General features: G+C 72.6%; 22 protein-coding genes. 16 read left to right on the forward strand and 6 right to left on the reverse strand.

All coding sequences use genetic code 11. From position 1 onward, the window contains the following. Positions 1-43: 43 nt before the first annotated feature. Both ACTEI_RS01285 and acs read right to left on the reverse strand, forming a co-directional pair. Entirely contained in the window at positions 44-2,398 is a 2,355-nt protein-coding gene (locus tag ACTEI_RS01285) for an immune inhibitor A domain-containing protein (RefSeq protein ID WP_239082530.1), read from the reverse strand. A 285-nt stretch (positions 2,399-2,683) separates the two neighbouring features. Further along, the gene (acs, locus tag ACTEI_RS01290; protein ID WP_122975957.1) at positions 2,684-4,669 is read right to left on the reverse strand and encodes an acetate--CoA ligase; all 1,986 of its coding nucleotides are present in this window, start codon (positions 4,667-4,669) and stop codon (positions 2,684-2,686) included. Positions 4,670-4,880: 211 nt separating this feature from the next. On the opposite strand from acs, the gene ACTEI_RS01295 reads away from it, so the two are divergent. Both ACTEI_RS01295 and ACTEI_RS01300 read left to right on the forward strand, forming a co-directional pair. Then, the gene (locus ACTEI_RS01295) at positions 4,881-5,612 is read left to right on the forward strand and encodes a Fic family protein (RefSeq protein WP_239082531.1); all 732 of its coding nucleotides are present in this window, start codon (positions 4,881-4,883) and stop codon (positions 5,610-5,612) included. A 33-nt stretch (positions 5,613-5,645) separates the two neighbouring features. After that, a complete protein-coding gene (locus ACTEI_RS01300) occupies positions 5,646-6,128 on the forward strand; it encodes a PH domain-containing protein (protein WP_122975959.1) in 483 nt (160 codons plus the stop codon). A gap of 616 nt (positions 6,129-6,744) precedes the next feature. On the opposite strand, the gene ACTEI_RS01305 is transcribed toward ACTEI_RS01300, so the two are convergent. Further along, positions 6,745-7,545 (reverse strand): HAD family hydrolase, encoded by an 801-nt coding sequence (locus ACTEI_RS01305; protein WP_122975960.1) that lies wholly within the window; start codon positions 7,543-7,545, stop codon positions 6,745-6,747. A 305-nt stretch (positions 7,546-7,850) separates the two neighbouring features. After that, the gene (locus ACTEI_RS01315) at positions 7,851-8,213 is read right to left on the reverse strand and encodes an STAS domain-containing protein (RefSeq protein WP_122975962.1); all 363 of its coding nucleotides are present in this window, start codon (positions 8,211-8,213) and stop codon (positions 7,851-7,853) included. A gap of 230 nt (positions 8,214-8,443) precedes the next feature. On the opposite strand from ACTEI_RS01315, the gene ssd reads away from it, so the two are divergent. From ssd to ACTEI_RS01355, 8 genes are all read left to right on the forward strand, one after another. After that, entirely contained in the window at positions 8,444-9,514 is a 1,071-nt protein-coding gene (gene ssd, locus ACTEI_RS01320) for a septum site-determining protein Ssd (RefSeq protein WP_122975963.1), read from the forward strand. Continuing rightward, on the forward strand, positions 9,511-10,671 hold the full coding sequence (locus tag ACTEI_RS01325; protein ID WP_122975964.1) for a TadA family conjugal transfer-associated ATPase: 1,161 nt from the start codon (positions 9,511-9,513) through the stop codon (positions 10,669-10,671). Before ssd ends, ACTEI_RS01325 begins: the two co-directional genes overlap by 4 nt. After that, complete coding sequence (locus tag ACTEI_RS37965) at positions 10,668-11,627, forward strand: hypothetical protein (protein WP_239082534.1); 960 nt, start codon at positions 10,668-10,670, stop codon at positions 11,625-11,627. The genes ACTEI_RS01325 and ACTEI_RS37965 overlap by 4 nt, the downstream gene beginning before the upstream one ends. Beyond that, positions 11,627-11,881: a hypothetical protein gene (locus tag ACTEI_RS01335; protein ID WP_145830792.1), complete on the forward strand. Its 255-nt coding sequence runs from the start codon at positions 11,627-11,629 to the stop codon at positions 11,879-11,881. Before ACTEI_RS37965 ends, ACTEI_RS01335 begins: the two co-directional genes overlap by 1 nt. A 227-nt stretch (positions 11,882-12,108) precedes the next feature. Further along, positions 12,109-12,783 (forward strand): type II secretion system F family protein, encoded by a 675-nt coding sequence (locus ACTEI_RS01340; RefSeq protein WP_239082535.1) that lies wholly within the window; start codon positions 12,109-12,111, stop codon positions 12,781-12,783. Positions 12,784-12,860: 77 nt separating this feature from the next. Then, positions 12,861-13,016, forward strand: coding sequence for a DUF4244 domain-containing protein (locus ACTEI_RS01345; RefSeq protein ID WP_262384796.1), 156 nt, complete (start codon positions 12,861-12,863; stop codon positions 13,014-13,016). 13 nt (positions 13,017-13,029) lie between these two features. Further along, entirely contained in the window at positions 13,030-13,398 is a 369-nt protein-coding gene (locus tag ACTEI_RS01350) for a TadE family type IV pilus minor pilin (protein WP_122975967.1), read from the forward strand. 10 nt (positions 13,399-13,408) lie between these two features. Then, positions 13,409-13,759: an Rv3654c family TadE-like protein gene (locus tag ACTEI_RS01355; protein ID WP_122975968.1), complete on the forward strand. Its 351-nt coding sequence runs from the start codon at positions 13,409-13,411 to the stop codon at positions 13,757-13,759. 146 nt (positions 13,760-13,905) lie between these two features. Here the strand turns inward: ACTEI_RS01355 and ACTEI_RS01365 are convergent, their stop codons facing one another. Further along, the gene (locus ACTEI_RS01365) at positions 13,906-16,461 is read right to left on the reverse strand and encodes a DEAD/DEAH box helicase (RefSeq protein ID WP_170206125.1); all 2,556 of its coding nucleotides are present in this window, start codon (positions 16,459-16,461) and stop codon (positions 13,906-13,908) included. 109 nt (positions 16,462-16,570) lie between these two features. On the opposite strand from ACTEI_RS01365, the gene ACTEI_RS01370 reads away from it, so the two are divergent. From ACTEI_RS01370 to topA, 6 genes are all read left to right on the forward strand, one after another. Next, positions 16,571-16,927: an STAS domain-containing protein gene (locus ACTEI_RS01370; RefSeq protein WP_122975969.1), complete on the forward strand. Its 357-nt coding sequence runs from the start codon at positions 16,571-16,573 to the stop codon at positions 16,925-16,927. Next, positions 16,924-17,364 (forward strand): ATP-binding protein, encoded by a 441-nt coding sequence (locus tag ACTEI_RS01375; protein WP_122975970.1) that lies wholly within the window; start codon positions 16,924-16,926, stop codon positions 17,362-17,364. Before ACTEI_RS01370 ends, ACTEI_RS01375 begins: the two co-directional genes overlap by 4 nt. Before the next feature lie 729 nt (positions 17,365-18,093). After that, positions 18,094-20,523 (forward strand): sodium-translocating pyrophosphatase, encoded by a 2,430-nt coding sequence (locus tag ACTEI_RS01385; RefSeq protein WP_122975971.1) that lies wholly within the window; start codon positions 18,094-18,096, stop codon positions 20,521-20,523. Positions 20,524-20,626: 103 nt separating this feature from the next. Further along, positions 20,627-21,157 (forward strand): hypothetical protein, encoded by a 531-nt coding sequence (locus ACTEI_RS01390; RefSeq protein WP_122975972.1) that lies wholly within the window; start codon positions 20,627-20,629, stop codon positions 21,155-21,157. Then, positions 21,154-22,026, forward strand: coding sequence for a hypothetical protein (locus ACTEI_RS01395; protein ID WP_122975973.1), 873 nt, complete (start codon positions 21,154-21,156; stop codon positions 22,024-22,026). The genes ACTEI_RS01390 and ACTEI_RS01395 overlap by 4 nt, the downstream gene beginning before the upstream one ends. Before the next feature lie 204 nt (positions 22,027-22,230). Next, on the forward strand, positions 22,231-25,062 hold the full coding sequence (gene topA / locus ACTEI_RS01400; RefSeq protein WP_122975974.1) for a type I DNA topoisomerase: 2,832 nt from the start codon (positions 22,231-22,233) through the stop codon (positions 25,060-25,062). A 54-nt stretch (positions 25,063-25,116) separates the two neighbouring features. On the opposite strand, the gene ACTEI_RS01405 is transcribed toward topA, so the two are convergent. Further along, positions 25,117-26,412 (reverse strand): D-arabinono-1,4-lactone oxidase, encoded by a 1,296-nt coding sequence (locus tag ACTEI_RS01405; protein WP_122975975.1) that lies wholly within the window; start codon positions 26,410-26,412, stop codon positions 25,117-25,119. Between the last annotated feature and the right edge of the window lie 169 nt (positions 26,413-26,581).

Here is a 26,581-nt window from a genome sequence, read left to right on the forward strand (position 1 = left end):
GCCCGGGAGTAGGGTCCCGGGCGCTGCTGGTGGTGCTGGTGGATCAGTAGACCGCGACGGTCATCGAGGTGCCGAGCTGGCTCAGCACCGCGATCTTGACACCGACCGCCGGCAGCTTGACGCCGTGGTTGGGCAGCTCGTCGTAGTAGTACTTGTCCTTGTCGTTGAAGATCGGGTCACCGAGCTGCGGCTTGATGACCGACTCCGCGCCGTTGAGGTGCAGGGTCATGCCGTCGGTCGGGAACAGGCTGAACGGGGCGTCGTACACCTGGACCCGGGAACGCCACGGAACACCGGTGGGGTTGTTGACCGGCTTCGGGTGCGCGTCGATGTAGAGGTTGCGTCCCGTACCCGGGTGCTCGTTGGTGTTGTTGTCGACCTGCGAGGTGTCCCAGTACGAGATCAGCAGACCGGTCTGGTAGTTGTAGTGCTCCACCCAGTCCGGCTTGGTGTTCAGCCAGCCGAAGTTGTACGGGCCGGTCGCCAGGTACTTGTCGTACGAGGTGTAGCTGCGGTAACCGGCGATGTAGTAGTTCGGGTACTTGCTGGTGCTGGTGGCGCCGACGATCGAGAAACCGTCCGCGGTCCACGTCGAGGTGCCCTCGGCGCCCTCGGTGGAGAGGACCGCGCCGTCGGCGGTGACGGTCAGCTCGTCGCCGAAGAAACCACCCTCGGAGACGCCACCGTCGGTGACGTAGTGCAGGCGGAACTGGATGCTCTTGCCCGCGTACGCGTTCAGCGGCACCTCGATCGGCACCCAGGCGTTGCCGGTGGAGCCGGTCAGCGCCGGGCTGCCGCTGCCGTCCTTGCGGAAGGGCTCGCCGCCGACGGTGCCGTCCAGCTTGGTCCAGTTGGCCCCGCCGTCGGTGGACGCCTCGAAGTACAGGTAGTCGTAGTCCTCCTCGATCGCGTACCGGCCCTGGAGCGAGACGCTCGCGGCGCTCTTGCCGGTCAGGTCGATCGTCTTGGACAGCGAGTTGTTCAGGTCGTCCGCGTTGCCGGAGAAGAACTGCTTGCTACCGGCGAACGGGGCGCCCAGGTCGGTGGTGACCTCCTTGTCCGGGAGGTTCACCACCACGGCCTGCTTCTTGTCGGTGTTGTACTCCTCCGGGCCGAGCTTGACGACCTTCTTGTCGCCCGCCTTGACCGACGCGTAGTTGAGCCAGCCCAGCTGCAGCTTGTTCCACGCGCCGAGGTCGCCCGGGTGGGTGCCGATGCCCTGGTCGCCCTTGGCGCTGAGCCGGCTCTGCGCCATCAGGGTCCAGTGCTCGTTGCTGTTGTCGCCGAGACCGCTGGTGTCGTAGTCGTCCGGGAGGCCCAGGTCGTGGGCGTACTCGTGGACGAAGACGCTCAGGCCGCCGTTCTCCGGCTGGATGGTGTAGTCGCCGACCCAGATGCCGCTGTTGCCGATCTGGGCGCCGCCGAGCAGGTTGCCCGTCGGGCCGGTGCGGCCGGCGTCGGTCGAGTACGCGTACCAGCGGTGGCTCCAGACCGCGTCCTCACCCTGGGACGGGTCACCGTCGGCCTGGTCACCGCCGGCGTGGACGATCTGGAAGTGGTCGAGGTACCCGTCCGGCTCGTTGAAGTTGCCGTCGCCGTCGAAGTCGTACCGGTCGTACTGGTCGTACTGCTGCAGGTCCGCCTTGATCGCGGCGTCGGTCTTGCCGGCCGCCTTCTGGTCGGCGTACCACTGGGTGACCGCGTCGTTGACCAGCGCCCAGACGTTGGTGCAGTTGCTGCTGTTGCAGACCGCCGGGTCGTCACCGTTGGCGTCGGTCGGGTTGTCGTTGGACCGGCCGTACCGGGCCTCGTTGTACTTGACCTTGACCCAGTCGGACACCTCGCCGTCCACGCTGTAACGCCCGGACGACTGGGTCTCGAAGTAGGTCTTCACCGACTCGACGTCCTTGCCGGTGCCGAAGTACAGCTTCCGGAAGTACTCGGGGGAGTAGTCGGCCTGCCAGATCGTGGAGTTGTCGACCTTGCGGTCCGGCTCCGGGATCGCGTTGTGCAGCGGGCCCTCGAAGGTCGACGGTCCGGCGTACGCCTCGGTCGTGTCCTTGTCGGGGAAGCTCGGGTGCCGCTCGCTGCCGAACTCCGTGAGAATCACGAAGATCTTGTCGGTCCGCTCGCGGCCCAGCTCGACGTACTGGTTGCGGCCCGGGTGACCGAAGCCGCCGTTGCCGTATGTCCGGCCCAGGTTGACGACCTTGCTGCCGTTGCGGCTCTCCACCTTGGACTTGCCGCTGACCAGCTGGGAGACGGCTTCCTCGCGCAGCGCGCGACGCTTCTCCTCGAGGGGGTTCGGCAGATCGTCGATCGGGGCGTCGGGCGCCTCGTTCTGTGCCACCGGAGTCGGTTCTGCCGCCGGGGCCGCCGCGGCCAGGGTCGGAGTCATGGCTCCGACGCTGGTCACCATAGCGGCGCCGAGCAGTCCCGCGACTACCTTGCGCACTACGTTTACCTCCGTTTTTGCGGCCGGGCACGGTGTGCCGGACCCAGCGTCAAACGGCCCCGGGGTTCGGGACTAACGGTGAACGTATGCAAACAAGCCGATGTTCGGGGAACGGACAGGAGATTGATGACCAATGGTTACGTGATATGGCCAGGTCATATCACGGTAGTAGGCATAAAGGACAAAAAGGCTGGTGGCGCGAACGCCACCAGCCTTTATAGGTGATCGTCAGTCTTCTGACCGCGTCGACTGCATACCGGACGAGATGAGATCCATGACGGTCGAGTCCTGCAACGTCGTGACGTCACCCAGCGACCGGTTCTCCGCCACGTCCCGCAGCAACCGGCGCATGATCTTGCCGGACCTGGTCTTCGGCAGCTCGGCGACCAGCATGATCTGCCGCGGCTTGGCGATCGGGCCGAGCGTCCTGGCCACGTGGTTGCGCAGCTCCTTGATCAGTTCCTCGCCGGCGGTGCCGTCGGTCGCCACGTTGCCGCGCGGGATGGCGAACGCGACGATCGCCTGCCCGGTGGTCGGGTCGGTCGCGCCGACCACCGCCGCCTCGGCCACCGCCGGATGCGACACCAGCGCCGACTCCACCTCGGTGGTGGAGATGTTGTGGCCGGAGACCAGCATCACGTCGTCCACCCGGCCGAGCAGCCAGAGCGCGCCGTCGGAGTCCTTCTTCGCCCCGTCACCGGCGAAGTAGATCCACCGGTCCCCGTCGCCCGCGCCGGCGCCGAAGCGCGACCAGTACGTGTCGATGAACCGCTGGTCGTCGCCCCAGATCGTGCGCAGCATCGACGGCCACGGCTCGGTCAGCACCAGGAAGCCACCACCGCCGTTGGGCACCGGCTGCGCCTGGTCGTCGACGACGTCCGCGCCGACGCCGGGCAGCGGGGTCATCGCCGAACCGGGCTTGGCCGCGGTCACGCCCGGCAGCGGCGAGATCATCACAGCGCCGGTCTCGGTCTGCCACCAGGTGTCCACGACCGGGGTGCGCTCGTGGCCGACGTGCTGCCGGTACCACATCCACGCCTCGGGGTTGATCGGCTCACCGACGCTGCCGAGCACCCGCAGCGAGGACAGGTCGTACCGGGCGGGGATGTCGTCGCCCCACTTCATCATGGTGCGGATCAGCGTCGGCGCGGTGTAGAGGATCGACACCTTGTACCTGTCGACGATCTGCCAGAACCGGCCGCGGTCCGGGGTGTCCGGGGTGCCCTCGTACATCACCTGGGTGGCGCCGTTGGAGAGCGGGCCGTAGACGATGTAGGAGTGACCGGTCACCCAGCCGATGTCCGCCGTGCACCAGTAGACGTCGGTCTCCGGCTTCAAGTCGAAGACCGCGTTGTGGGTGTAGGAGGTCTGGGTCAGGTAGCCGCCGGTGGTGTGCAGGATGCCCTTCGGCTTACCGGTGGTGCCGGAGGTGTAGAGGATGAAGAGCGGGTGCTCGGCGTCGAACGCCGGCGCCTTGTGCTCCGGGCTGGCCTGCTCGACCGTCTCGTGCCACCACTTGTCCCGGTCGGTCCAGCCGACCTCCTGGCCGGTGCGGCGGACCACCAGCACGTGTTCGATGCTCGCGCACCGAGCCACCGCCTCGTCCACGGTCGGCTTCAGCGCGGACGGCTTGCCCCGGCGGTATCCGCCGTCGGCGGTGATCACCACCTTGGCGTCGGCGTCCTGGATCCGGGTGGACAGCGCGTCCACCGAGAAACCACCGAACACCACGCTGTGCGTGGCGCCGATCCGGGCGCAGGCGAGCATCGCCACCGCGGCCTCCGGGATCATCGGCAGGTAGATCGCGACCCGGTCGCCCGCGGCGACCCCGAGGTCGGTCAAGGTGTTGGCCGCCTGCGAGACGAGCTTGAGCAGTTCCGCGTACGTGATGGTGCGGGTGTCGCCGGGCTCGCCCTCCCAGTGGATGGCGACCCGGTCGCCGTTGCCGGCCTCGACGTGCCGGTCCACGCAGTTGTACGCGACGTTCAGCTCGCCGCCGACGAACCACTTGGCGAACGGCGGGTTGGACCAGTCCAGCACCTGATCCCACGGCTTGGCCCAGGTGAGCCGCTCGGCCTGGCGCGCCCAGTAGGCGAGCCGGTCGGCGGCGGCCTCCTCGTACGCGTCGGCCTTGACGTTGGCGGCGGCCGCAAGATCGGCGGGCGGCGGGAACTGCCGCGTCTCCGAGTACAGATTCTCCAGTGTCTCGCTCATGAGGGCGGCTCCTCTGCCATGACCGGGGTCTCTACGTTGCACACTAGTTCTGGCCGGGGGTCCGGCGAAGGCTTGCGCGGCGGGCGCGCGCCCGATGGCGTCGTGCGCGCGCCGAATGACGTCCGCGTGAGCGGTCCTGCGCGAATCTTGCCAGTTGCACTCGTGTTTGTGCACCCCGTGTTTCCACGGGTTTACCGGTTACCGTGTTCGAGTGGATCCACTAGCACCCCTGCTCGACCTCGCTGACGTCGCTGAAGCCCTGGCCGCGGCCCGGGACAGCGTCGACACCGCCATGCGGCACCGCGCCCTGCGCCGGCACGGCGGCCAGGTCGCCGCCGAGGCCAGCCTGCGCGCCGCGGTCGCCAGCGCCGCGCTCGAGGGCAACCGTCACGACCTGGACGACGTCCGGGCCGGCACCGTCACCGACCCGGTCCTGCAGGGCGCGCTGCGGGTCGCCGAGGGAGTCGGCGGCCTGGTCGACCTCTGGCCCCGCGCACCCCGCCAGGTCCTGGCCAAGCTGCACGTGCTGGCCGCGCGCGGCGTGGTGCCGACCGAGCACCTGGGCCGGCTCACCGGCGGCGCCGAGCGGATCGACGCGCTCGCCGCGCTGGTCGCCGGCAACGAGGAGACCCCGCCGCTGCTGCTGGCCGCGATCGTGCACGCCGAGCTCATCACGCTGCGCCCGTTCGCCGGCCCGGCCGGCGTGGTGGCCCGGGCCGCCGCCCGGCTCACCCTGATCGGCCGTGGATTCGACCCGCGCGGCCTGGTCACGGTCGAGGTGGGGCACCTCGCCCGCGAGCCGGAGTACGTCGGTTCGGCGGGCGCCTACGCGACCGGGACACCGGACGGCCTGCGCTCCTGGCTGCGTCACTACGCGGCGGCCGTCACGGCCGGCGCCGAGGAGATCACCACGATCGGCGACGGAGTGCTGGCCACCGTCTGACCCGTGATCGTCTCGCCGTCGCATAATCTCCGGGTGGCTGACAACTGGGTGCGTCCCTACGAGCCCGGCTCCGGACGGTGGCTCGTGATCGCCTGGGAGGCGTTCGCGCTGACCCTGCTGACCTGGGCATCCATCCGGCAGTTCGACCTGATGGGGCACGGCGTGCGAGTGGTCGCCGGCCTGCTCGCCGCGGTCTGGGTGGTCGGCGCGTGGCGCATCCTGCGGCTCGGCGTCTACGTCAGCGCGGAGGGTGTGCTGATCCGCGGGCTGCTGCGGTCCCGGGCGATGCGGTGGCGCGACATCGCCGGGGTGCGGCTGCACCGCGCCACCCACCGGCTCGGCCCGTGGCAGATCGAGAGCGGGAACACGGTGCTGCTGGAGCGCACGGACGGCGCGACCGTGCACACCGAGCTGTGGGAGAGGGGCATGGACTTCCACTCCCGCCCCACGGTGTTCCGCGCTGTCTACCAGGAGATCCGCAACCGGCACCGGAGCGCCGCGGCCGGGCCCCACTGAGCTGTCGCGCCCGACGGAAGAGCCGGCGTCCCGTGCGGGGGCGCCGGCTGCGCGCGTCCGGACCGGGTTATCAAGCGTGCACCTGGGTCGTTGTCGACAGTCCAGCAACCTGGTGGCGATGATCCCCGTGACGGCGGAAGCACCACCTGCGGCGCAGGTCCCGTCGCAACGTGCCTGCCGTGGCTGATCGCGCGTGGGTTCCCGGTGGCCGTGCACGGGGCTCGATCATCCGGTCAACGCCGGGTTTCTCGTTGGCCCCGCACCTCCTTTCTACGCCGCCGCGGGCATGATCACCAGCGATCAGCCGGGCAAATCCCGCGTTTCGCTATTACTCGGACCAATGCCATCCGCGCAGGTCGCTGTGTGGGCGGGTCGGGGCGGCGGACCGCCGGGCGGGGCGGCTGCCGCTTCGGGCCGCTGCCGGAAGCGGCGTCCCCTTTCCCGCCTGGCGCGCCGGTGGCGGAAGCGGCGTCCCCTTTCCCGCCTGGCGCGCCGGTGGCGGAAGCGGCGTCCCCTTCCCCGCTTCGCGCGCCGGTGGCGGAAGCGGAGACGGGGAGGCGCGCGGCGGGGCGCGTGGTCGCGGGCGGGCGGGGTGGGGCGTACCGGAAAGGAAACCTCAGGCGACCGCGGCCCGGGCGCGCCGGTGACGGCCGTAGAGGGCGACGCCGATGGCGACGCCGACGCCGACGCCGAGGGCGGCGGCGACCGGGACCGCCGGGCGGTCCCGCAGGCGTTTGCCGAGGGCGATGGGGTGCCGGAATTCCAGTACGGGCCAGGAGCGCTCGATCGCGACGCGGCGCAGCGCCCGGTCCGGGTTGACCACGCTGGGATGGCCGACCGCCTCCAGCATCGGCAGGTCGCTGCTGGAGTCGGAGTAGGCGAAGCACTGACTCAGGTCGTAACCCCGGGTGGCGGCCAACTCCCGGATGCCGATCACCTTGGCCGGACCGGCCGAGTAGAACTCCACCTCGCCGCTGTAGCGGCCGTCGACGATGGCCATCCGGGTGGCGATCACGTCGACGATGCCGAGCAGCGCACCGATCGGGCGGACCATCTCGTCACCGGACGCGGAGACCAGCACGACGTCCCGGCCGGCCGCCTGGTGCTCCGCGATCAGCGCGGCGGCCTCGGCGTAGACATACGGATTGATCAGCTCGTTGAGCGTCTCGGCGACGATCTGCTGCACCTGCTCGACCCGCCAGCCCTTGCACAGCGTGGCGAGGTAGTCGCGGGTGCGGGCCATGGCCTGCTCGTCGGTGCCGCCGCCGAGCCGGAACATCAGCTGGGCATAGGCGGATTTCACCACGTCGCGGCGGTTGATCAGGCCATCCCGATAGAACGGCCGTCCGAAGGCCAGTGCGCTGGACTTGGCGATGACGGTCTTGTCGAGGTCGAAAAAGGCGGCGCTGGGGCCCACGGGCCGAAAGTGTAGCCGCAAGGCGTGGGCGCGCGAGTACCCCTTTCATCGTGACGCCGAGTGAAATCGGGCAGAAAGGCAGGGACCTTGCATCAAGTTACATTTGGGTACTCGACTGCCGCCTCAGTCTGAGGCAGACTTGTGTTTGCGACCGGGAAGTGTGTTGTTACCGTCGCGTCCCGTAGACCCCTCCGATATGGCCCTCGGTGGCTGCGCCCCCCGCGGCCGCCGAGTTGATTCGGCTCGACCCCCCCGGAGCCGAATCCCAGGACGACCCCCGTCTCCCCCGACGGGGGTCGTTCCCGTCAGGCCCCGGTCGCGTGTGAGGGCATCTCCTCGTCCTCGCCCTGTGCACACTCCAGGCCGAAGAACTCGCTGAGCCCGGTGACCGTGAGGACGCGGCGGAACGTCGGGCTCGGGTTGCTCACCACGTAACGGATGTTGTTCTCGGTGGCGGCACGATAACCCTCGATGAGGGCGCCGAGACCGGTCGAGTCGATGAAGGACGCATTCCGCAGATCCACGTGGACGGCCGGGGGCGACCAGTCGGTGATGGCATCCCGGATGCCGTCGGCCACCTCGTCGGCGTTGGAGTAGTCGATCTCCCCGGTCACCGTGACCGTGACCGTGCCGTCGTCCGCGAGCGTGGTCCGGATCGAGTTGTCCATGCCCACTCCATCGGTGCCAGCTCCGTCGGTCCGTGTCGGCCCAACATACCCAACGCGGACCGGTCTATTCCCCTCCGGCCGCGACTGTCCGGATAGCAGACCGGGACGACGCGCGGGCGTTGTCCACAGGTCCGATGTCGTCCACAGCGCCGGGTCGTCGGCGATTGCCCGGGCCGGGGCGGGCCGGGAGGTTGGGCGGGCCCGAACGTTCCTGCCCCCTGGAGACCGCGATGCCCCTGCCGCCCCGCCCGCTCCTGGTCACCGCCGATGCCGATCTGCTCGACGACCTGCTGCGCCTGGCCGCCGCCGCGGGCACCGAGGTCGACGTGGCCGCCGACCCGGCCGCCGCCCGGCCGCGGCATCTGCCCGCCCCGGTCGTCCTGATCGGCGCCGACCAGGCGGTGCCCTGCCTGCGTGCCCGGCTGCCCCGCCGGCCCGGGATGATCGTGGTGGCCCGCGGCGCGCCCGGCGACGAGGTGTGGTCCGCGGCCGAGCCGCTCGGAGCGGAACACGTCGCGGTGCTGCCCGAGGCCGAACCCTGGCTGGTCGAGCAGCTCACCGGGCGACCACGCCCACCCGCGGTGTCCCGCACCCTGGCGGTGATCGGCGGCCGCGGCGGCGCCGGGGCCAGCATCCTCGCCGCCGGGCTCGCCGCGATGGCGGTCGACGCCGGCCACCGCACCCTGCTGATCGACGCCGACCCGCTGGGCGGCGGGCTCGACCTGGTCCTCGGCTGGGAGCGGGTGGGCGGCCTGCGCTGGCCCGGCCTGGCTGACGCCGGCGGCCGGGTGGACCCGCCCGCCCTGCTGGCGGCGCTGCCGCACCGCGGTGATCTGGTGCTGCTCTCGTTCGACCGCGACGAGCTGACCGGGGTGCCCGCCGAGGCGATGGCGGCCACCCTGGACGCCGCCCGGCGGGGCCGCGACGTGATCGTCGCCGACCTGCCGCGGCAGCTCGACGACGCCGCGGTGCTCGCCCTGCGGGCCGCCGACCGGACCCTGCTGGTGGTCCCGGCCGAGCTGCGAGCCACCGCGTCGGCCGCGCTCACCCTCGCCCGGATCCGCCCGCACTGCGACGAGATCGCGGTGGTGGTGCGTGGCCCGGCACCCGGCCGGCTGCGGCCCCGGGAGATCGCCCAGACGCTCGGGTTGCCGCTGGCCGGGAGCCTGCGGCCGGAGCCGTCGATGTGTCAGGCGCTGGAGCACGGCACCCCGCCCACCACGGGTGGCCGGGGCCCGCTCGCCGACCTCTGCCGCCGGCTGATCGACGAGCTGATGGGCACCCGGGCGGTGACGGCGTGAGCGTGGTGGACCGGGTCCGGCGGCGGTTCGCCTACGAGGGTGTGGAGGCGACCCCGGCCGCGGTGGTCAGCGCGGTCCGTCAGGAGAGCGCGGTGCTCGGTGACCGGGCGGTGCTGCGGCTCGCCGACCGGGTGCGTGACGAACTGATCGGCGCCGGGCCGCTGGCGCCGCTGCTGAGCGACGAATCGGTCACCGATGTGCTGGTCAACGGCACCCAGGTCTGGGTCGACCGGGGTGCGGGGCTGGAGCGGGCGGCGATCCGGCTGGGCGAGCCCGCGGACGTCCGGCGGTTGGCGCAGCGGCTGGTGGCGGCCTGTGGGCGGCGACTGGACGACGGCCAGCCCTACGCGGACGCCCGGCTGCCGGACGGCACCCGGCTGCACGCGGTGCTGGCGCCGGTCGCGACGCAGGGGCCGTACCTGTCGCTGCGGACCTTCCGGCAGCGGCCGTTCCGGCTGCCCGACCTGGTCTCGCACGGGACGGTGCCGGCGGCGGTGGCCCCGGTGCTGGAGGCGGTCGTGGCGGCGCGGCTGGCGTATCTGGTCACCGGCGGCACCGGCAGTGGCAAGACCACGTTGCTGGCCACGCTGCTCGGACTGGTGCCGCCGACCGAGCGGATCGTGCTGGTCGAGGACGCGGCGGAGTTGCGGCCGGTGCACCCGCACGTGGTGGCGCTGCAGGCGCGGACGGCCAATGTGGAGGGCGCCGGTGCGGTCGGGCTGACCGATCTGGTCCGGCAGGCGCTGCGGATGCGGCCGGACCGGCTGGTGATCGGGGAGTGCCGGGGCGCGGAGATCGTCGACCTGCTCGGAGCGCTGAACACCGGGCATGACGGCGGGGCGGGGACGCTGCACGCCAACGCGGCCGGCGACGTGCCGGCCCGGCTGGAGGCGCTCGGGCTGCTCGGCGGCCTGCCGCGGGCGGCGCTGCACGCGCAGGTGCTGGCGGCGCTGCAGGTGGTGGTGCAGGTCCGGCGGACCGGGCACGGCCGGGTGCTGGAGTCGATCAGCGTGCTGCTGCCGTCCGGCGCCGAGAGGCTACCCACCGTGGTGCCGGCCTGGGACCGCGCCGTGGGCGCCGGGCCGGCGGCCGGGGTGCTGGCCCGGATGCTGCGCGAGCGCGGGGCCGGAGTGCCGCCGGTGCTGGGAGCGTCATGATCGCGGTGCTGATCGCCTGCCTGGCGGGCTGCACGGTGGTGATCGCCTGGCCGGGGGCGCGGGTGCTGGCCCGGCTCTCCGCCCCGGGTGACCGGCCGGCGATCGACCTGCGCCGGATGTTCCGGGTGCCTACAAATCTCGTGGCCGCCCCCGGCCGGCGTGCGGTCGGCGCGGTGGCCGGGGTCGCCGCGCTCGCCGGGCTGCTGCTGGGTGGGCCGGTGGCGGCCCTGGTCGGGGCCGTCTACGCCGGACTGGCGACGGCCGAGTGGGCGCGCCGGGTGGCGCGGAAGCGGGTCGCGGCCGGGCGGGCGGCCTCCCTGGACGGGTTGGCCGCGCTGGTGGCGGACCTGCGGGCGGGGTTGCCGCCGGTGCTGGCCGCCTCGTCCGCGGCTCCGGCCGGATCGCTCCCGGCCGCCTCTTCGCCAAGCGCCTGGACCGACCGGGCGCTGACCGCCCTCAGCGGTCGGGAGCCGAGCGTCCGGGCCGGGTGGGAGCCGGGTGCCTGGGCCGGTCCGGAGCCGGGAGGCTGGGCCGGGCCGGAGCCGGGAGGCTGGGCCGGTCCGGAGCCGGCTGCCTCGGCCGGTTCCGCTCCGGCCGGCGCTGCCGTGGCCGGTCCCGGGGACGGGCGCATCGCCCGGTTGACCGAGGCGGTCTGGCGGCTGGCCGAGCACACCGGGGCGCCGGCGGCGGATCTGCTGGAGCGCATCGAGGCGGACGCCCGGGCCGCGGATCGCGCGGCGGCCTCGGCCGCCGCCCAGGCCGCCGGAGCGCAGGCGACAGCCTTGCTGCTGGCCGGATTGCCGGTGGGCGGAATCGGTCTGGGGTACGCGATCGGCGCCGATCCGCTGCAGATCCTGCTGCGTACGCCGGTGGGCGCGGCCTGCGCGGTCGCCGCGGTGCTGCTGCAGTGCGGTGGGCTGCGGTGGGCGCAGCGGCTCGTGGACGGACCGCGCTGATGGGGACGTCGTGCGGGGTGGCGGCGCTGTTGCGGCCGGGTGGGCCGGTGCGGGCGCCGCTGCGGGAGTGTTGCGCGGCCGCGCTGGTCGGCGCCCGCACCGAGGCCGGTGCCTGCCGGGCGGTCGACGCCGGTCCCGGCGCGGACGACGCGGGTCCGCCCGGGGCGGTGCGGGATCTCCGGCGGCCGATGGACCTCGCCGGGTTGCCGGCGCACCGGGCCGTTGCCGGGGGAGCGGCCGAGGCATGGCCGTGACCTTGGTGTTCCCGGCCGTGGCGGAGCCCTTGGCCGCCATCGGGACGCTGCTGCGGGGACTGCGGGCCGGGTGCGGTGGGGAGCGACTCGGTGCGGTGGGGTGGTTTTCGGGCGGGCGGGGGTTGGGGTGGCTCGGCATGGTGGGGTGGTTCTCGCGTGGGCGCGGGTTGCGGTGGCTCGGCATGGTGAGGTGGTTTTCGGGCGGGCGCGGGTTGGGGTGGCCCGGCATGGCGGGCCGGTCTTCGCCGGTGCGCCGGTTGGAGCGGCTCGATGTGGCGCCCGGCGACACGCCGCCGCAAGGCCGGGGCGAGCGGCGGAAACAGGTGCTGCTCGCCGTGCTGGCCGGGCTTGCGGTGGCCGGGCTGGCCGGGGCCTGGTGGGGCGTGCCGGTCGGGGTGGCCGCCGGGATCGGGACCGAGCGCTTCCTGCGCCGCCGCGAGCCCGCCGAGATCCGGCGGGAGCGCCGGGACGCGTTGACCGACCTGCCGCTCGGCGCGGATCTGCTGGCCGCCGCGCTGCGGGCGGGCGCTCCGGTGGACCGGGCGGCGGCTGCGGTGGCCGACGCGCTGGGTGGCCCGCTCGGCGCCCGGATGCAGCGGACCGCCCGGTCCTTACGGCTCGGCGCGGGACCGGCCGAGGCGTGGGCACATCTGGCCGACGTCACCGGGGCCGAGCGGCTGATCGCGGCGGCGGTGCGGTCGAGCGCGAGCGGTGGCGCGCTCGCGGGTGCGTTGGAGCGGCTCGCCGGGGACCTGCGGGCCGACCGCGCGGTGGCGGTCGAGGCCGCCGCGCAACGCGCCGGGGTGCTCATCGTGCTGCCGCTCGGCCTCTGCTTCCTGCCCGCCTTTCTGCTCGCCGGCCTGGTGCCGGTGCTGGTCGCCGTGCTCGGCGACGTGCTGTGAAACCCGTGGTGCGGCAGCGGGCCGCACCCGTGACCGAGGAGGACCACGTGCATCAACTCGTCGCAGCGTTCCGGCGCCTGCGTACCGAAGCGGCCGATGCCGGGATGAGCACCGCGGAGTACGCGGTGGGCACCCTGGCCGCGGTCGCCTTCGCCGGCGTCCTGCTCAAGATCGTGACAAGCCCGGCCGTGCAGAGCGCGCTGTCCGGCCTGATCACCAAGGCGCTCAAGTGAGCGAGGTCGTGGCGTGACGGGGCGCCGGCGGCCCGGCCGGGACCGGGGCTCCTTCACCGCCGAGCTCGCGGCCGGGCTGCCGGCGCTCATGGTGCTGCTCCTCGTCGGCATCACCGCGGTCTCGGCGGTGCTGGCCAAGACGCAGTGCCTGGACGCCGCCCGGGAAGCGGCGCTGGCCGAGGCCCGGGGCGAGTCTTCGTCGGTGGCAGCCCGGACGGCTCCGGCCGGCGCCGACATCCGCGTCGAGGGGGATCGGGAGAGCGTCACCGCGACGGTGTCCGTGCGGGTCGGGGTGCTCGGCGCGCACCTGCCGGGCATCACGGTCACCGCGGTCGCGGTCGCCGCCCGGGAGCCGCAGACACCGGTCCCGGGCACGGACTGAGGAGGGGGAGATGCCGAAGGGCGCTCAGCGGGAACGGGGCGCGGCGTCCGTCTTCGTGCTGGCGGTCGGGCTGGTGCTGGTGGCGGCGGGGCTGGCCGCGGCCACGGTCGGGTCGGCCCGGGCCGCCCGCCACACCGCGCGCAACGCCGCCGACCTGGCCGCGCTGGCCGCCGCCGGCCGGGCGGTCGAGGGCGCCGGTCCGGCCTGCGCGGCGGCCCGGCGGTATGCCGCCGCGAACGGCGCCCGGGTGACATCGTGCGAGGTGACCGGACTGGAGGTGGTGGTGCGGACGGAGGCGCCGGTCGGCTCACTGCCGACAGTGGCCACGGCTGCGGCCCGCGCCGGTCCGGCCCCTTTGTGAAGGCGCGCTCGCGTCGTCTCACGGAGACGCCGTTCCGTGGATCGGGCGGCTGTCCCGCAGGGGCCGATTTCCGTCAAGGAGGTGGGGTTACCCGCGCGGCGGTGGCTCTTCCGGCCGCGTCTGGTTGACGGCGGCGGTGGGTGGGGTCACCCGCGCGGCGGTGGCCCTTCCGGCCGCACCGGGTCGACGGCGACGGTGGAAGGGATTTCCCGCGCGGCGGTGGTTCCTTCCGCCGGGGCGGCGGTTTTCCCTGCGGTGGTTCCTTCCGCCGGGGCGGTGGCTTTGCCTGCGGTGGTTCCTTCCGCCGGGGCGGTGGCTTTGCCTGCGGTGGTTCCTTCCGCCGGGGCGGGTTTCTCCGCGGTGGCGGTCTCCTCCGGGGGGAGGGCGGCCAGGACGGTGTCCAGCACCCGTACGGCGCCCGGCTTGTCCAACGGGTTGTTGCCGTTGCCGCACTTCGGGGACTGGACGCAGGACGGGCAGCCCGCCTCGCAGGCGCACGCCGCGATCGCTTCCCGGGTGGCCCGCAGCCAGGCGGTGGCGGTGGCGAACGCCCGCTCGGCGAAACCCGCCCCACCGGGATGGCCGTCGTAGACGAAGACCGTCGGGGCACCGGTGTCCGGGTGACCGGCCGTGGACAGCCCACCGATGTCCCACCGGTCACAGGTGGCCATCAACGGGAGCAGGCCGATCCCGGCGTGTTCGGCGGCGTGCAGCGCGCCCGGCACGTCGGCCGGCTCCACCCCGGCGTCGTCCAGCGCCTGCGGCGACACGGTGAACCAGACCGCCACCGTACGCAGCTCGCGCACCGGCAGGTCCAGCGGCTTGGTGTCGATCACCTCACCGCTGCCCAGGCGTCGCCGCTGGTACGACACCACCTGGCTGGTCACGTCCACCTCGCCGAGGAACAGGCCGACCGGTCCGGCGTCCACGTACGACCGCACGTTCACCACCGAGACGTCCGTCACGTCGCGGGCGTGCGTCGTCCAGTCCGGCTCCTCCTGGCGCACCAGGGCGATGGCGTCGTCCAGGTCCAGCTCGTCCACCACGTACGTGACGCCCTGGTGCAGGTACACCGCGCCGTCGTGCAGCATCACGTGCGAGGACCCGTGATCGACCGTGCCCAGCAGCCGCCCGGTCGACGACTCCACCACCGAGACCGGCGCGCCGCCGGTACCGCGCAGGTCCACGTCCGGCCGCCCGCGATGCGTCCAGTACCAGCCGGACGGCCGCCGCCGCAGCACCCCCTGCTCGGCCAGCGCCCGCACCGTCGCCCGCGCCACGTCGCCGCCGAAGAGCGCGAGGTCGGCGTCGGTGAGCGGCGCCTCGGAGGCGGCACAGCACAGCTGGGGTCCCAGGACGTACGGGTTGGCCGGGTCCAGCACGGTCGCCTCCACCGGCCGTCCGAACAGCGCCTCCGGGTGGTGCACGAGATACGTGTCCAGCGGATCGTCCCGTGCGATCAGCACCGCGAGCGCCTCCCCACCGGCCCGTCCGGCCCGTCCCGCCTGCTGCCACAGCGACGCCCGCGTGCCCGGCCAGCCGCAGATCAGCACCGCGTCCAGCCCGGCCAGGTCGACGCCGAGCTCCAGCGCGTTCGTCGAGGCCAGTCCGAGCAGCTCCCCGGAGAGCAACGCCCGCTCGATCGCCCGCCGGTCCTCGCGCAGGTAACCGCCCCGGTACGCGGCCACCCGCTCACCCAGCCCCGGCACCGCCTCGTCCAGCGACCGCCGGGTCAGCGCGGCCACCACCTCGGCGCCCCGCCGGGAGCGGACGAACGCGAGCGTGCGGATGCCGGCCACCACCGCGTCGGTGAGCAGGTCCGCGGTCTCGCGCAACGCCGACCGCCGGACCGGTGGGGCCTCCGCCGGCTCGGCGCCGGGCTCGGGCGGCAGCAGCGGCGGTTCCCACAACGCGAAGGTGACCGCCCCGCGCGGCGACGCGTCCTCGGTCACCGCGGTCACCGGCAGCCCGGTCAGCCGGGACGCGCTGGCGGCCGGGTCGCCCGAGGTGGCCGAGGCCAGCACGAAGGTCGGGGTGGCGCCGTACCGGGCCGCCGTCCGGCGCAGCCGCCGCAGCACGTGCGCGACGTGCGAGCCGAACACGCCGCGGTACGCGTGACATTCGTCGATCACGACGTACGCGAGCCGGCGGAGCAGGGTGGCCCACCGCGCGTGCCCGGGCAGCACGCTGTGGTGCAGCATGTCCGGGTTGGTCAGCACGAACCTGGAGTGCTGCCGGATCCACTCGCGCTCCTCGCGCGGGGTGTCCCCGTCGAGCGTGGCCGGGCGTACCCCGTCGAGCCCGAGCCGGACCAGCGCGCGCAGCTGGTCGGCGGCGAGCGCCTTGGTCGGCGCGAGGTAGAGCACCGTGGCCCTGGGGTCGGTGGCCAGGGTGGTCAGCGCCGGCAGCTGATAGGCCAGGGACTTGCCGGACGCGGTGCCGGTGGCCAGCACCACGTGCGTCCCCTGCCGGGCCAGGGTGGCGGCGTCCGCCTGATGCTGCCACGGCGCGGTGATGCCCTGGCGCACGAGCGCGTCCCGTACGGCGGGGTCGGTCCACGCCGGCCAGGGCGCGGTCCGCCCGGGCCGGGCGGTGACCTGCTCGACGTGGGTGATCGGCGACTGTGCCGCGGCGCCGGTCCGGGTGCGCAGCCGGTGCAGCAGCTCAGCGGGACCGAAGGCGGTGGCAGTCACGCCCTGCACTTTGACATCGGTATGCGCCCGGCCCCAAACGGGTAGGACGGTGGGTGCCACGCGTCGCCCGATGTCGGTCGGTGGTTAGATTCGCGGGGGAGATCAGGGAGGAGGACCGATGGAGCTGTCGCTGGCGACCCGGACCGTCGCCGAGCACACGGTGCTCGAAGTCGGTGGCGAGGTCGACGTTTACACCGCTCCCCGGCTGCGTGAGCGGCTGATCGAGCTGGTCGACGCGGGTGCCCGGAACGTGGTGGTGGACCTGGAGCGGGTCGAGTTCCTCGATTCCACCGGCCTCGGGGTGCTGGTCGGCGCGCTGAAGCGGCTGCGCACGGCGCAGGGCACCTTCGGCCTGGTCTGCGCCAAGGAGCCCCTGCTCAAGATTTTCCGGATCACCGCGCTGGACCAGGTGTTCCCGATCTACCCGACGGTCGAGGCCGCCACCGAACGCGACGGCACCGGTCCCGCTTCGTGATGGCTACGGTTCGGCTGTCCTTCTCGCCGGCGCCGGTGCACGTGCGCACCGCGCGGCTGGTCGGTGTGGCGGTGGCCCGCCGGGCCGGGGTCGACGAGGCCCTGCTCGACGAGGTCCGCCTGGCGATCGGCGAGGCCTGCACCCGGGCGGTCGCCCTGCACCGCCAGTACGGCCTGACCGACCTGGTCACCGTGGAGATGTCCGACTCGGGGGCGTACACCGTCCGGGTCATCGACCACGCGCCGATCGAGGCCAGCATCGGCCTCACCAAGCTTCCCCCGGACGAGCTGGCCGCCGAGTCGCTCACCGAGGACGATCTCACCACCGGCGTGGGGTTCGCGCTGCTCGCCGGGTTCGTCGACGATCTGCAGGTGCGCCCGGTCGAGGACGGGCCGGGCACCGAGGTCCGCATGGTCTGGCCGGTCGCCCGCCGCTGACGGCGCCCCGCCCGCCGCTGACGGCGCCCCGCCCGCCGCTGACGGCGCCCCGCCCGCCGCTGACGGCGCCCCGCCCGCCGCTGACGGCGCCCCGCCCGCCGCTGACGGACCCGGCCACCCACCACTGACAGCCGTGACCGCACGGTCCGCCCCGATGACCCGCCGCGGACAGCCGCCACCGTACGGTCCGGCGGCGGTCGCCCGCCGCGGCCCGGTCCCGCCCGCCACTGTGCCCCGGCTGCCGGCGGTCACCACACCCCCCCGTACCGGAAAGGCTCGCCGCGGGCGCCCACCGACCCGCCGACGAAGATCGGACCGAGGCCCGCCGCAGGCGTCGGTCGCGTCGGGCGGCGGCCACCCTGCCGCGCCCGGGAAACGGCTCCGGCATCCCGGCGTGTACGTCAGACGATCTCCGCGCCTATCCCTATCCTCAATTCTGGCATGTCGGTCATATCCGATACCCTCTCGAGACAACTCCCTGGCCAGGCAAAAGATCAACCGTTGCCGATATATCAGCCCGGGGTGTGCTAACACAGCGGCGAACATCACCGCGACACGGCCGGGTCACCATGTGACGATCGCCACGCCGGGCCTATACAGTACGCGAGTTGTCAGCTACTGCTGGTCCCGCGTCCGCGGGTCCGGCCGGTCGTTCCCCGGCTCTGGCGGGGAATGCGTCCCGGCGGCTTCGTCCGCCGTCGGGCGCAGTCGGTGTGTAGGAGGACATTGATGTCCGGGACCTCGATAGACCTCGCCGCCGAGGGCGGTGGAGTGTCCCTGAGCGGGCAAAACGTCACATTCGTCATCGTCGCTCTGGCGTTCGCCCTGGTCGCTCTGGGCTTCGCCGCGATGTTCGTCCAGTCGGTGCTGCGCGCCGGCCGGGGTACCAAGAACATGCAGGAGATCGCCGGCGCCGTCCAGGAAGGCGCGTCGGCATACCTGTTCCGGCAGTTCAAGACGCTGGCCGTGTTCGTGGTGATCGCGGTCGTGCTGCTGTTCCTGTTGCCGGTGCACGACACCGACAACGAAACCTGGGTGAAGATCGGCCGGTCGCTCTTCTTCGTCGTCGGAGCGGTCTTCAGTTCGTTCATCGGCGGCGCCGGGATGGCCCTGGCGACCCGGGCCAACCTACGGGTCGCCGCGGCGGCCGGGCAGCCCGGCGGCCGGGAGACCGCGATGGGGATCGCCTTCCGCACCGGTGGCGTGGTGGGCTTCCTGACCGTGGGGCTGGGCCTGTTCGGCGGCGCCCTGGTGGTGCTGATCTTCAAGAACGACGCGCCGACCGTGCTGGAGGGCTTCGGCTTCGGCGCCGCGCTGCTCGCGATGTTCATGCGGGTCGGCGGCGGCATCTTCACCAAGGCCGCGGACGTCGGCGCGGACCTGGTCGGCAAGGTGGAGAAGCACATCCCGGAGGACGACCCACGCAACGCCGCGACCATCGCCGACAACGTGGGCGACAACGTCGGCGACTGTGCCGGCATGGCCGCCGACCTGTTCGAGTCGTACGCGGTCACCCTGGTCGCCGCGCTGATCCTGGGCCAGGCGGCGTTCGGCCAGGACGGGCTGATCTTCCCGCTGATCGTCTCCACGATCGGTGTGGTGATCGCCATCCTGGGTGTCTTCATCACCCGGCTGCGCCCGTCCGACCGCAACGGCCTGACCGCGATCAACCGGGCGTTCTACCTGTCCGCGCTGGTCTCGGCGGTCGCGGTCGCGGTGGTCACCTTCCTGTACCTGCCGGACAGCTTCGCCGGCTTCGCCGATGCGGGCATCGCCCGGGAGGTCGTCGACAGCGGCCGCAACCCGCAGCTGGTGGCGATCGGCGCGGTCGTGATCGGCATCGTGCTCGCCGCCGCCATCCAGGCGCTGACCGGCTACTTCACCGAGACCAACCGGCGTCCGGTGCAGGACATCGGCAAGTCGTCGCAGACCGGCCCGGCGACCGTGGTGCTGGCCGGCATCAGCGTCGGCCTGGAGTCCGCTGTGTACTCGGCGCTGCTGATCGGCGCCGGCGTCTACGGCGCCTTCCTGCTCGGCGGCTCGTCGATCACGCTGTCGCTGTTCGCCGTGGCGCTGGCCGGCACCGGCCTGCTCACCACGGTCGGCGTGATCGTCGCGATGGACACCTTCGGCCCGATCTCCGACAACGCGCAGGGCATCGCGGAGATGTCCGGGGACGTCGACGAGCGGGGCGCGCAGATCCTGACCGAGCTGGACGCGGTCGGCAACACCACCAAGGCGATCACCAAGGGCATCGCGATCGCCACCGCGGTGCTCGCCGCGACCGCGCTGTTCGGGTCGTACACCAACACCCTGGCCAGCTCGCTGGACGAGGCCGGGATCGCCGGCGACCAGGTACAGAACCAGATCCTGAACCTGCTCAACATCTCCAATCCGCGCAACCTGGTCGGGCTGCTGGTCGGCGCCGCGGTGGTGTTCCTCTTCTCCGGCCTGGCGATCAACGCGGTGTCCCGCTCGGCGGGTGCGGTGGTCATGGAGGTCCGCCGCCAGTTCCGGGACTTCCCCGGCATCATGGACCGCACCCAGCGGCCCGAGTACGGACGGGTGGTCGACATCTGCACCCGGGACGCGCAGCGCGAGCTGCTCACCCCCGGCCTGCTGGCGATCATGGCGCCGATCGCGGTGGGCTTCGGGCTGGGCGCGGGCGCGCTGGCGGCGTACCTGGCCGGCGCGATCGGCGCGGGCACGCTCATGGCGGTCTTCCTGGCCAACTCCGGTGGCGCCTGGGACAACGCCAAGAAACTGGTGGAGGACGGCGCGTTCGGCGGCAAGGGTTCCGAGGCGCACGCCGCCACGGTCATCGGGGACACCGTCGGCGACCCGTTCAAGGACACCGCGGGTCCGGCCATCAACCCGCTGATCAAGGTGATGAACCTGGTCTCGCTGCTGATCGCCCCGGCCGTGGTGGCCTGGAGCGTGGGCACCGACGCGAACACCCCGCTGCGGGTGAGCGTGTCCCTGGTCGCGCTGGCGATCGTGACCGCCGCGGTGGTCTGGAGCAAGCGCAAGCCGATCTCGATGGGCGACGACGCGGCGGCGGCCGGTCTGGCGGGGGCCGCGGACACCGCCAGGGCGGTGCAGGAGGCCCGGCACGACGACGCGGCCGCGCAGGCGCGGATCCGGGACAACGTGCGCTGATCGTGGAGCGTCCAGGACGGGCACCCGGCAGATGCCGGGTGCCCGCTCGGTTTGCCTCGATCGAGGCGTGTGGAGTGTCCGGCGGAGGCCGTACGCTGCTCCCATGCGCGCGGTCCGAACGATCTCCCTCGCTCTCGTCCTCGTGCTCGCGGTGTCTCTCGCCGGCTGCTCCTCGGCGCACGGCGCGCAGGCCTGGGTCGCCTCGGTGTGCACGGCGCTGACCCCGTGGCGCAGCGAGATCAGCACCCTGACCACCCGCACCCAGCAGCAGATGACCACCCGCACCACGCCCGGGCAGGCGAAGGAGAACCTGGCCCGGCTCTTCGACGGCGCCCGCGCCGCGAGCGAGAAGGCGCGGGCCGGGGTGGAGCGGGCCGGGGTCCCCGACGTCAGCAACGGCGAGGCCATCGCCGCCGCCTTCGTCGGCTCGCTGACCGGTATGCGGGATGCGTACGGGAGCGCCCACGACGGCATCGAGGCACTCCCCACCAGCCCGGCCGGCACCTTCTACACCGAGGTCGGCAAGGTCGTCGAGCGGCTCAACCAGGAGTACGAGAAGAGTGGGCTGGACGTCTCGAAGCTCGATTCCGTCGAGCTCAGAGAGGCCTTCGAGTCGCTGCCCGAGTGCCAATGACGGAGACCGGGTGGCCGCTGATCCCGCGTGAGGTGCTGCCTCCACCGACCCCGGTGGAGCGGCGGCCGCACCGGCGTGGCGAGCCCGGCCCGGCCGGTGGCCGGCAGCTGCCCATGTTCGGCGCGGAGACCGTCGAGCCGTCACCGGCCGATCTGGCCGGCCTGCTCGCCGGCCCGGGTCGGCTCGGCCGGATGGGGGGCACCGCCCGGGTGTCGGTGGTGGTCGACGACGCCTGGCGGGTGCACGTCCTGGTGGCCGAGCTGGTCGCCCGTGGCCTGACCGTCACATGGGCGCCGGTCGCGCAGACGCCCGGCACGCCGGCTCCGGACCGGCCCGCCGGCGAACCGCCCGCACCGGCCGTGGCGGACACGCCCGGCTCACCGGGCGGGAAGACGGCCGGGTCACCGGGCGCGGACATGCCCGGGTCACCGGGCGCGGACATGCCGGAGCCGGCCGCCGGGGAATCGCCCGGGCCGCCCGTCCCGGACGAGATCTCGGACACGCCCGAGGAGCCGTCACCTCCCCGCTTCGAGGTGCGTACCTCGTACTCCCGCCGGCTGAACACCCTGGCCCGGGCCTGGCCGGAGGCCGCCGCACAGCTCTTCCTCTCCGGGCCACGGCTGCGGCTCTGGGTGGCCGCCGCGGGCGTCGCGCGGCCCGGCGGTTACCGGCTCGGCCTGGACCCGGCCAAGGACCCGCGCGCGGTCGACGCGGCGCTGGTCCGGGCCGGTCTGGGCGGGCGCGTGTCGGATGACGGACGGGGGTACCTCATCGCCGGCCGGCGCCGGCTGGCCCGCCTCGCCGAGCTGGTCGGGGAGCGGCCGGAGGCGGCCCCGGCAGACGTCTGGCCAGGCGGCGCGGGTGCATGATCTTCCTGGATTGTGTCCGACATAACAGTGGCCCACCGGTGTACGGTGTCGCGGTCGGACGCGCGCGGTGGCCGGACCGTTACCATCCGACTGCGGGGTTCCCGGGGAATGAGGTCTCGTCCGGCGCGTTACGTTGAACGTCTGTGCTCTGCCGGGCGCGATGACGGGAACACCGAGGATCGCAACGAAACAACTGGGAGTGCCGTGCCGAGTGACGCCAGGACGACCCGTCTGGTCATCGTCGAGTCTCCGTCGAAGGCCAAGACGATCGCCGGTTATCTGGGGCCCGACTATCTGGTCGAGGCCTCCGTCGGCCATATCCGCGATCTACCGAAGAACGCCGACGAGGTCCCGGCCAAGTACAAGGGTGAGTCGTGGGCCCGGCTCGGCGTCGACGTCGACAACGGCTTCCACGCGCTCTACGTGGTGGCCGAGAACCGCAAGCAGCAGGTCGCCAAGCTGCAGAAACTTGCCAAAGAGGTGGACGAGATCTTCCTCGCCACCGATGAGGACCGCGAGGGCGAGGCCATCGCCTGGCACCTGATCGAGACGATCAAGCCCAAGGTGCCGGTCAAGCGGATGGTCTTCCACGAGATCACCAAGCCGGCCATCCAGGCGGCCGTCGCCAACCCGCGCGACATCGACCGCTCGCTGGTGGACGCCCAGGAGGCGCGCCGGATCCTGGACCGGCTGTACGGCTACGAGGTCAGCCCGGTGCTGTGGAAGAAGGTGATGCGCGGCCTGTCCGCGGGTCGCGTGCAGTCCGTGGCCACCCGGATCGTGGTCGAGCGCGAGCGCCAGCGGATGGCGTTCCGTTCCGCGGAGTACTGGGACATCCTGGCGCAGCTGGCCGTGCAGGGCCCGGTCGACGGCCCGCGTGCCTTCCAGGCCACCCTGATCGCGCTGGACGGCGACCGGATCGCCACCGGCAAGGACTTCGAGCCCACCACCGGGCAGCTCAAGCCGGGCGCGTCCGTGGTGCAGTTGGACGGCGACGGCGCCCGTGGGCTGGCCGCCCGCCTGGCGGGCCGCCCGTTCGCGGTCACCCGGGTCGAGGAGAAGCCGTACCGCCGCCGGCCGTACGCGCCGTTCATCACCTCGACGTTGCAGCAGGAAGCGTCCCGCAAGCTGCGGTACTCCTCGAAGCAGACGATGCGCACCGCGCAGAGCCTGTACGAGAAGGGCTACATCACCTACATGCGTACGGACTCGGTGAACCTCTCCGAGACCGCCATCGCCGCCGCCCGCCGGCAGATCGCCGAGCTGTACGGCGCGAACAACGTGCCGCCGCAGCCGCGCCGCTACACCACCAAGGCCAAGAACGCGCAGGAGGCGCACGAGGCGATCCGTCCGGCTGGGGACAACTTCCGTACCCCGGGCGAGGTCGCCAAGGAGCTGACCACCGACGAGTTCAAGCTCTACGAGCTGATCTGGCGCCGGACCATCGCCTCGCAGATGACCGACGCGGTGGGCAACTCGGTGAGCGTCCGGATCCGGGCGGTCTCCACGGCGAACGAGGAGGCCGACTTCGCCGCCTCCGGCAAGACGATCACCGACCCCGGGTTCCTCCGGGCGTACGTGGAGTCCTCCGACGACGAGAACGCCGGGGCCGAGGACGCCGAGCGGCGCCTGCCGACCCTGGTGAAGGACCAGCCGCTGACCGCCGACGAGCTGGCCGCGGTGGACCACCACACCTCGCCGCCGGCCCGCTACACCGAGGCCTCGCTGGTCAAGGCGCTGGAGGAGCTCGGCATCGGCCGCCCGTCGACGTACTCGTCGATCATGCAGACCATCCAGGACCGCGGTTACGTGGACAAGCGCGGCCAGGCGATGATCCCGTCGTTCCTGGCGTTCGCGGTGATCGGCCTGCTCGAAGGGCACTACCCGCGCCTGGTGGACTACAACTTCACCGCCGCGATGGAGGGCCAGCTCGACGACATCGCGGCCGGCGAGCACACCGCGCTGGACTTCCTCACCTCGTTCTACTTCGGCTCGCAGGCCAGCGGGGCGGACGAGGAGATCGCCAAGGCCGGTGGCCTGAAGAAGATGGTCACCGAGAACCTCAGCGCGATCGACGCCCGTGAGGTCAACTCGATCCCGCTGTTCACCGACGAGCAGAACCGGCAGGTCGTCGTCCGGGTCGGCAAGTTCGGGCCGTACCTGCAGCGCAAGGCGACCCAGGTGGCCGAGGGTGAGGAGCCGGTCGAGGACCGCGCGTCGATCCCGGAGGGCCTGGCCCCCGACGAGCTGACCCCGGAGAAGGTCGCGGAGCTGTTCCTCGCCGGCAACGGGGACCGGACGCTGGGCGACGACCCGGCGACCGGTGAGCCGGTCGTGGTCAAGTCCGGCCGCTACGGGGCGTACGTGCAGAGCGGTGAGCGCAGCTCGTCGCTGTTCGCCTCGCAGTCGCCGCAGACCCTCACCCTGGAGCAGGCGTTGCAGCTGTTGTCGCTGCCCCGGGTGGTCGGCAGGGACCCGGACGGCAACGAGATCATCGCGCGTAACGGGCGGTACGGCCCGTTCATCCAGCGGCTCAAGGACTCGCGTTCGCTGGACAGCGAGGAGCGGCTCTTCACGGTCACCCTGGAGGAGGCGCTGGCCCTGCTGGCGGCGCCGAAGACCCGGCAGCGGGGCACGCCCAAGCCGCCGCTGCGCGAGCTGGGCACCGACCCGGCGACGGAGAAGCCGCTGGTCGTCAAGGACGGGCGGTTCGGGCCGTACGTGACCGACGGGGAGACCAACGCGACGCTGCGGCGCGGTCAGACGCCGGAGGAGCTGACGCTCCAGGAGGCGATCGAGATGCTGGCCGAGAAACGCGCCAAGGGGCCGGTGAAGAAGACCACCCGCAAGGCGGCGGCCAAGAAGGCGCCGACCAAGGCGGCCGAGGGCGCCACCGTGGCGAAGAAGGCGACCAAGGCCACGAAGGCCACGGCGGCGAAGAAGGCGGCGCCCGCCAAGAAGGCCACGGCGGCGAAGAAGGCGGCGCCGGCCAAGAAGGCGGCCGCGGCGACGAAGGCCGCGGCCGAGCAGGCCTGAGCGGCGGTCCACCCGGTGCCCGGCGGCCTCCCGCCGGGCACCGGGCGGACCGGGTCACCCCAGGACGCGGTCCAGGTAGTCGTTGGTGAAGACGCGGGCCGGGTCGAGGCGGTCGCGTACCGCCAGGAAGTCGTCGAATCTCGGGTACGCCGGGCGCAGGTCCGCCGCGGTCCGGTAGTGCAGCTTGCCCCAGTGCGGCCGCCCGCCCAGCGGCTCGCAGAGCGCTTCCAGCGCGCGGAAGTACGGCTCGTACGGGCTGCCGTGGAACTGGTGCACGGCGATGTAGGCGGACTCCCGGCCGTACCCGTGCGACAGCCAGACGTCGTCCGGGCCGGTGAAGCGCACCTCGACCGGGAAGAGCACCCGGAACGGCAGGGCGTCGATCAACCGGGGCAGCGCGTCGATCACCTCGGGCAGGGCGGCGCGGGGGATCTCGTACTCCATCTCGGTGAAGCGGACCCGGCGCCGGGTGCAGAAGACCCGATCCGATCGGCCGGTGTAGCTGCGGGCGCTCAGCGCGCGGGCGGCGACCGCGTTCAGGGTCGGCACCACGCCCGCCCACCGTTGTCCGATTTCGCATACACCTTGAAAAACCGTGTTGGACAGGAACTCGTCGTCCATCCAGCCGCGCAGGCGCGGCAGCGGCCGGTCGTCCGCCGTCACCCGGTTGTTGATCTTCAGCTGGGCCCGGTCGGTGTACGGGTACCAGTAGAACTCCACGTGATCGTTGCCCGGGATCCAGTCGTCGAGGCCGGCCAGCACGTCGGCCAGCGCCATCGGCCGCTCGTCGGCGCGCAGCGTGAACGCCGGCACGCAGCGCAGGGTCACCTCGACGAGCACGCCGAGCGCGCCCAGCCCGGCCCGCACCGCCGGGAACTCGGGCGAGTCCGGGCCGTACGTCCGGATCTCGCCGGAGGCGGTGACCATGGTGACCGCCGCCACGCAGGAGGCCAGTGTGGAGTGCCCGATCCCGGTGCCGTGCGTGGCGGTGGAGATCGCGCCGGCCACCGTCTGCATGTCGATGTCGCCCAGGTTCGGCATGGCCAGCCCGTGCCGGGCGAGCACCGCGTTCAGAGTGGACAACGGCATCCCGGCCTGCACGGTGACCAGCGGAGCGTCGACCGAGACGAGCTGGTTCAACCGGTGCAGCACCATGCGCTGGTCGTCGGCGACCGCGATGGCGGTGAACGAGTGTCCGCTGCCGACCGTCTTGATCCGACGTCCGGCCCGGGCCGAGGCAGTGACCATGGCCGCCACCTCGTCGATGCCGCCCGGGGCGAGCACCTGGGCGACGGACTGCTGAGTGCGCGCCCAATTGGTCCACCGGCGGGCGATAACGGGTGTAGTCATTCCGGCTTTTGTCCTCCGTCCGAGCGGACACCAGCACCTGGCGTCCCGTCGATGCGCCTCGCTCGTTGATCCGAGTAACGTTCGATTTATCCCTGAGATCTGTCGCGACCTACCTGGAACCCGGCGGCTGCCGGTCCTGTGCAGGAGGTCTCCACCGTCGCGAACAGAT

The sequence above is a fragment of the Actinoplanes teichomyceticus ATCC 31121 genome, assembly GCF_003711105.1.
Taxonomy (GTDB): Bacteria; Actinomycetota; Actinomycetes; order Mycobacteriales; family Micromonosporaceae; genus Actinoplanes; species Actinoplanes teichomyceticus.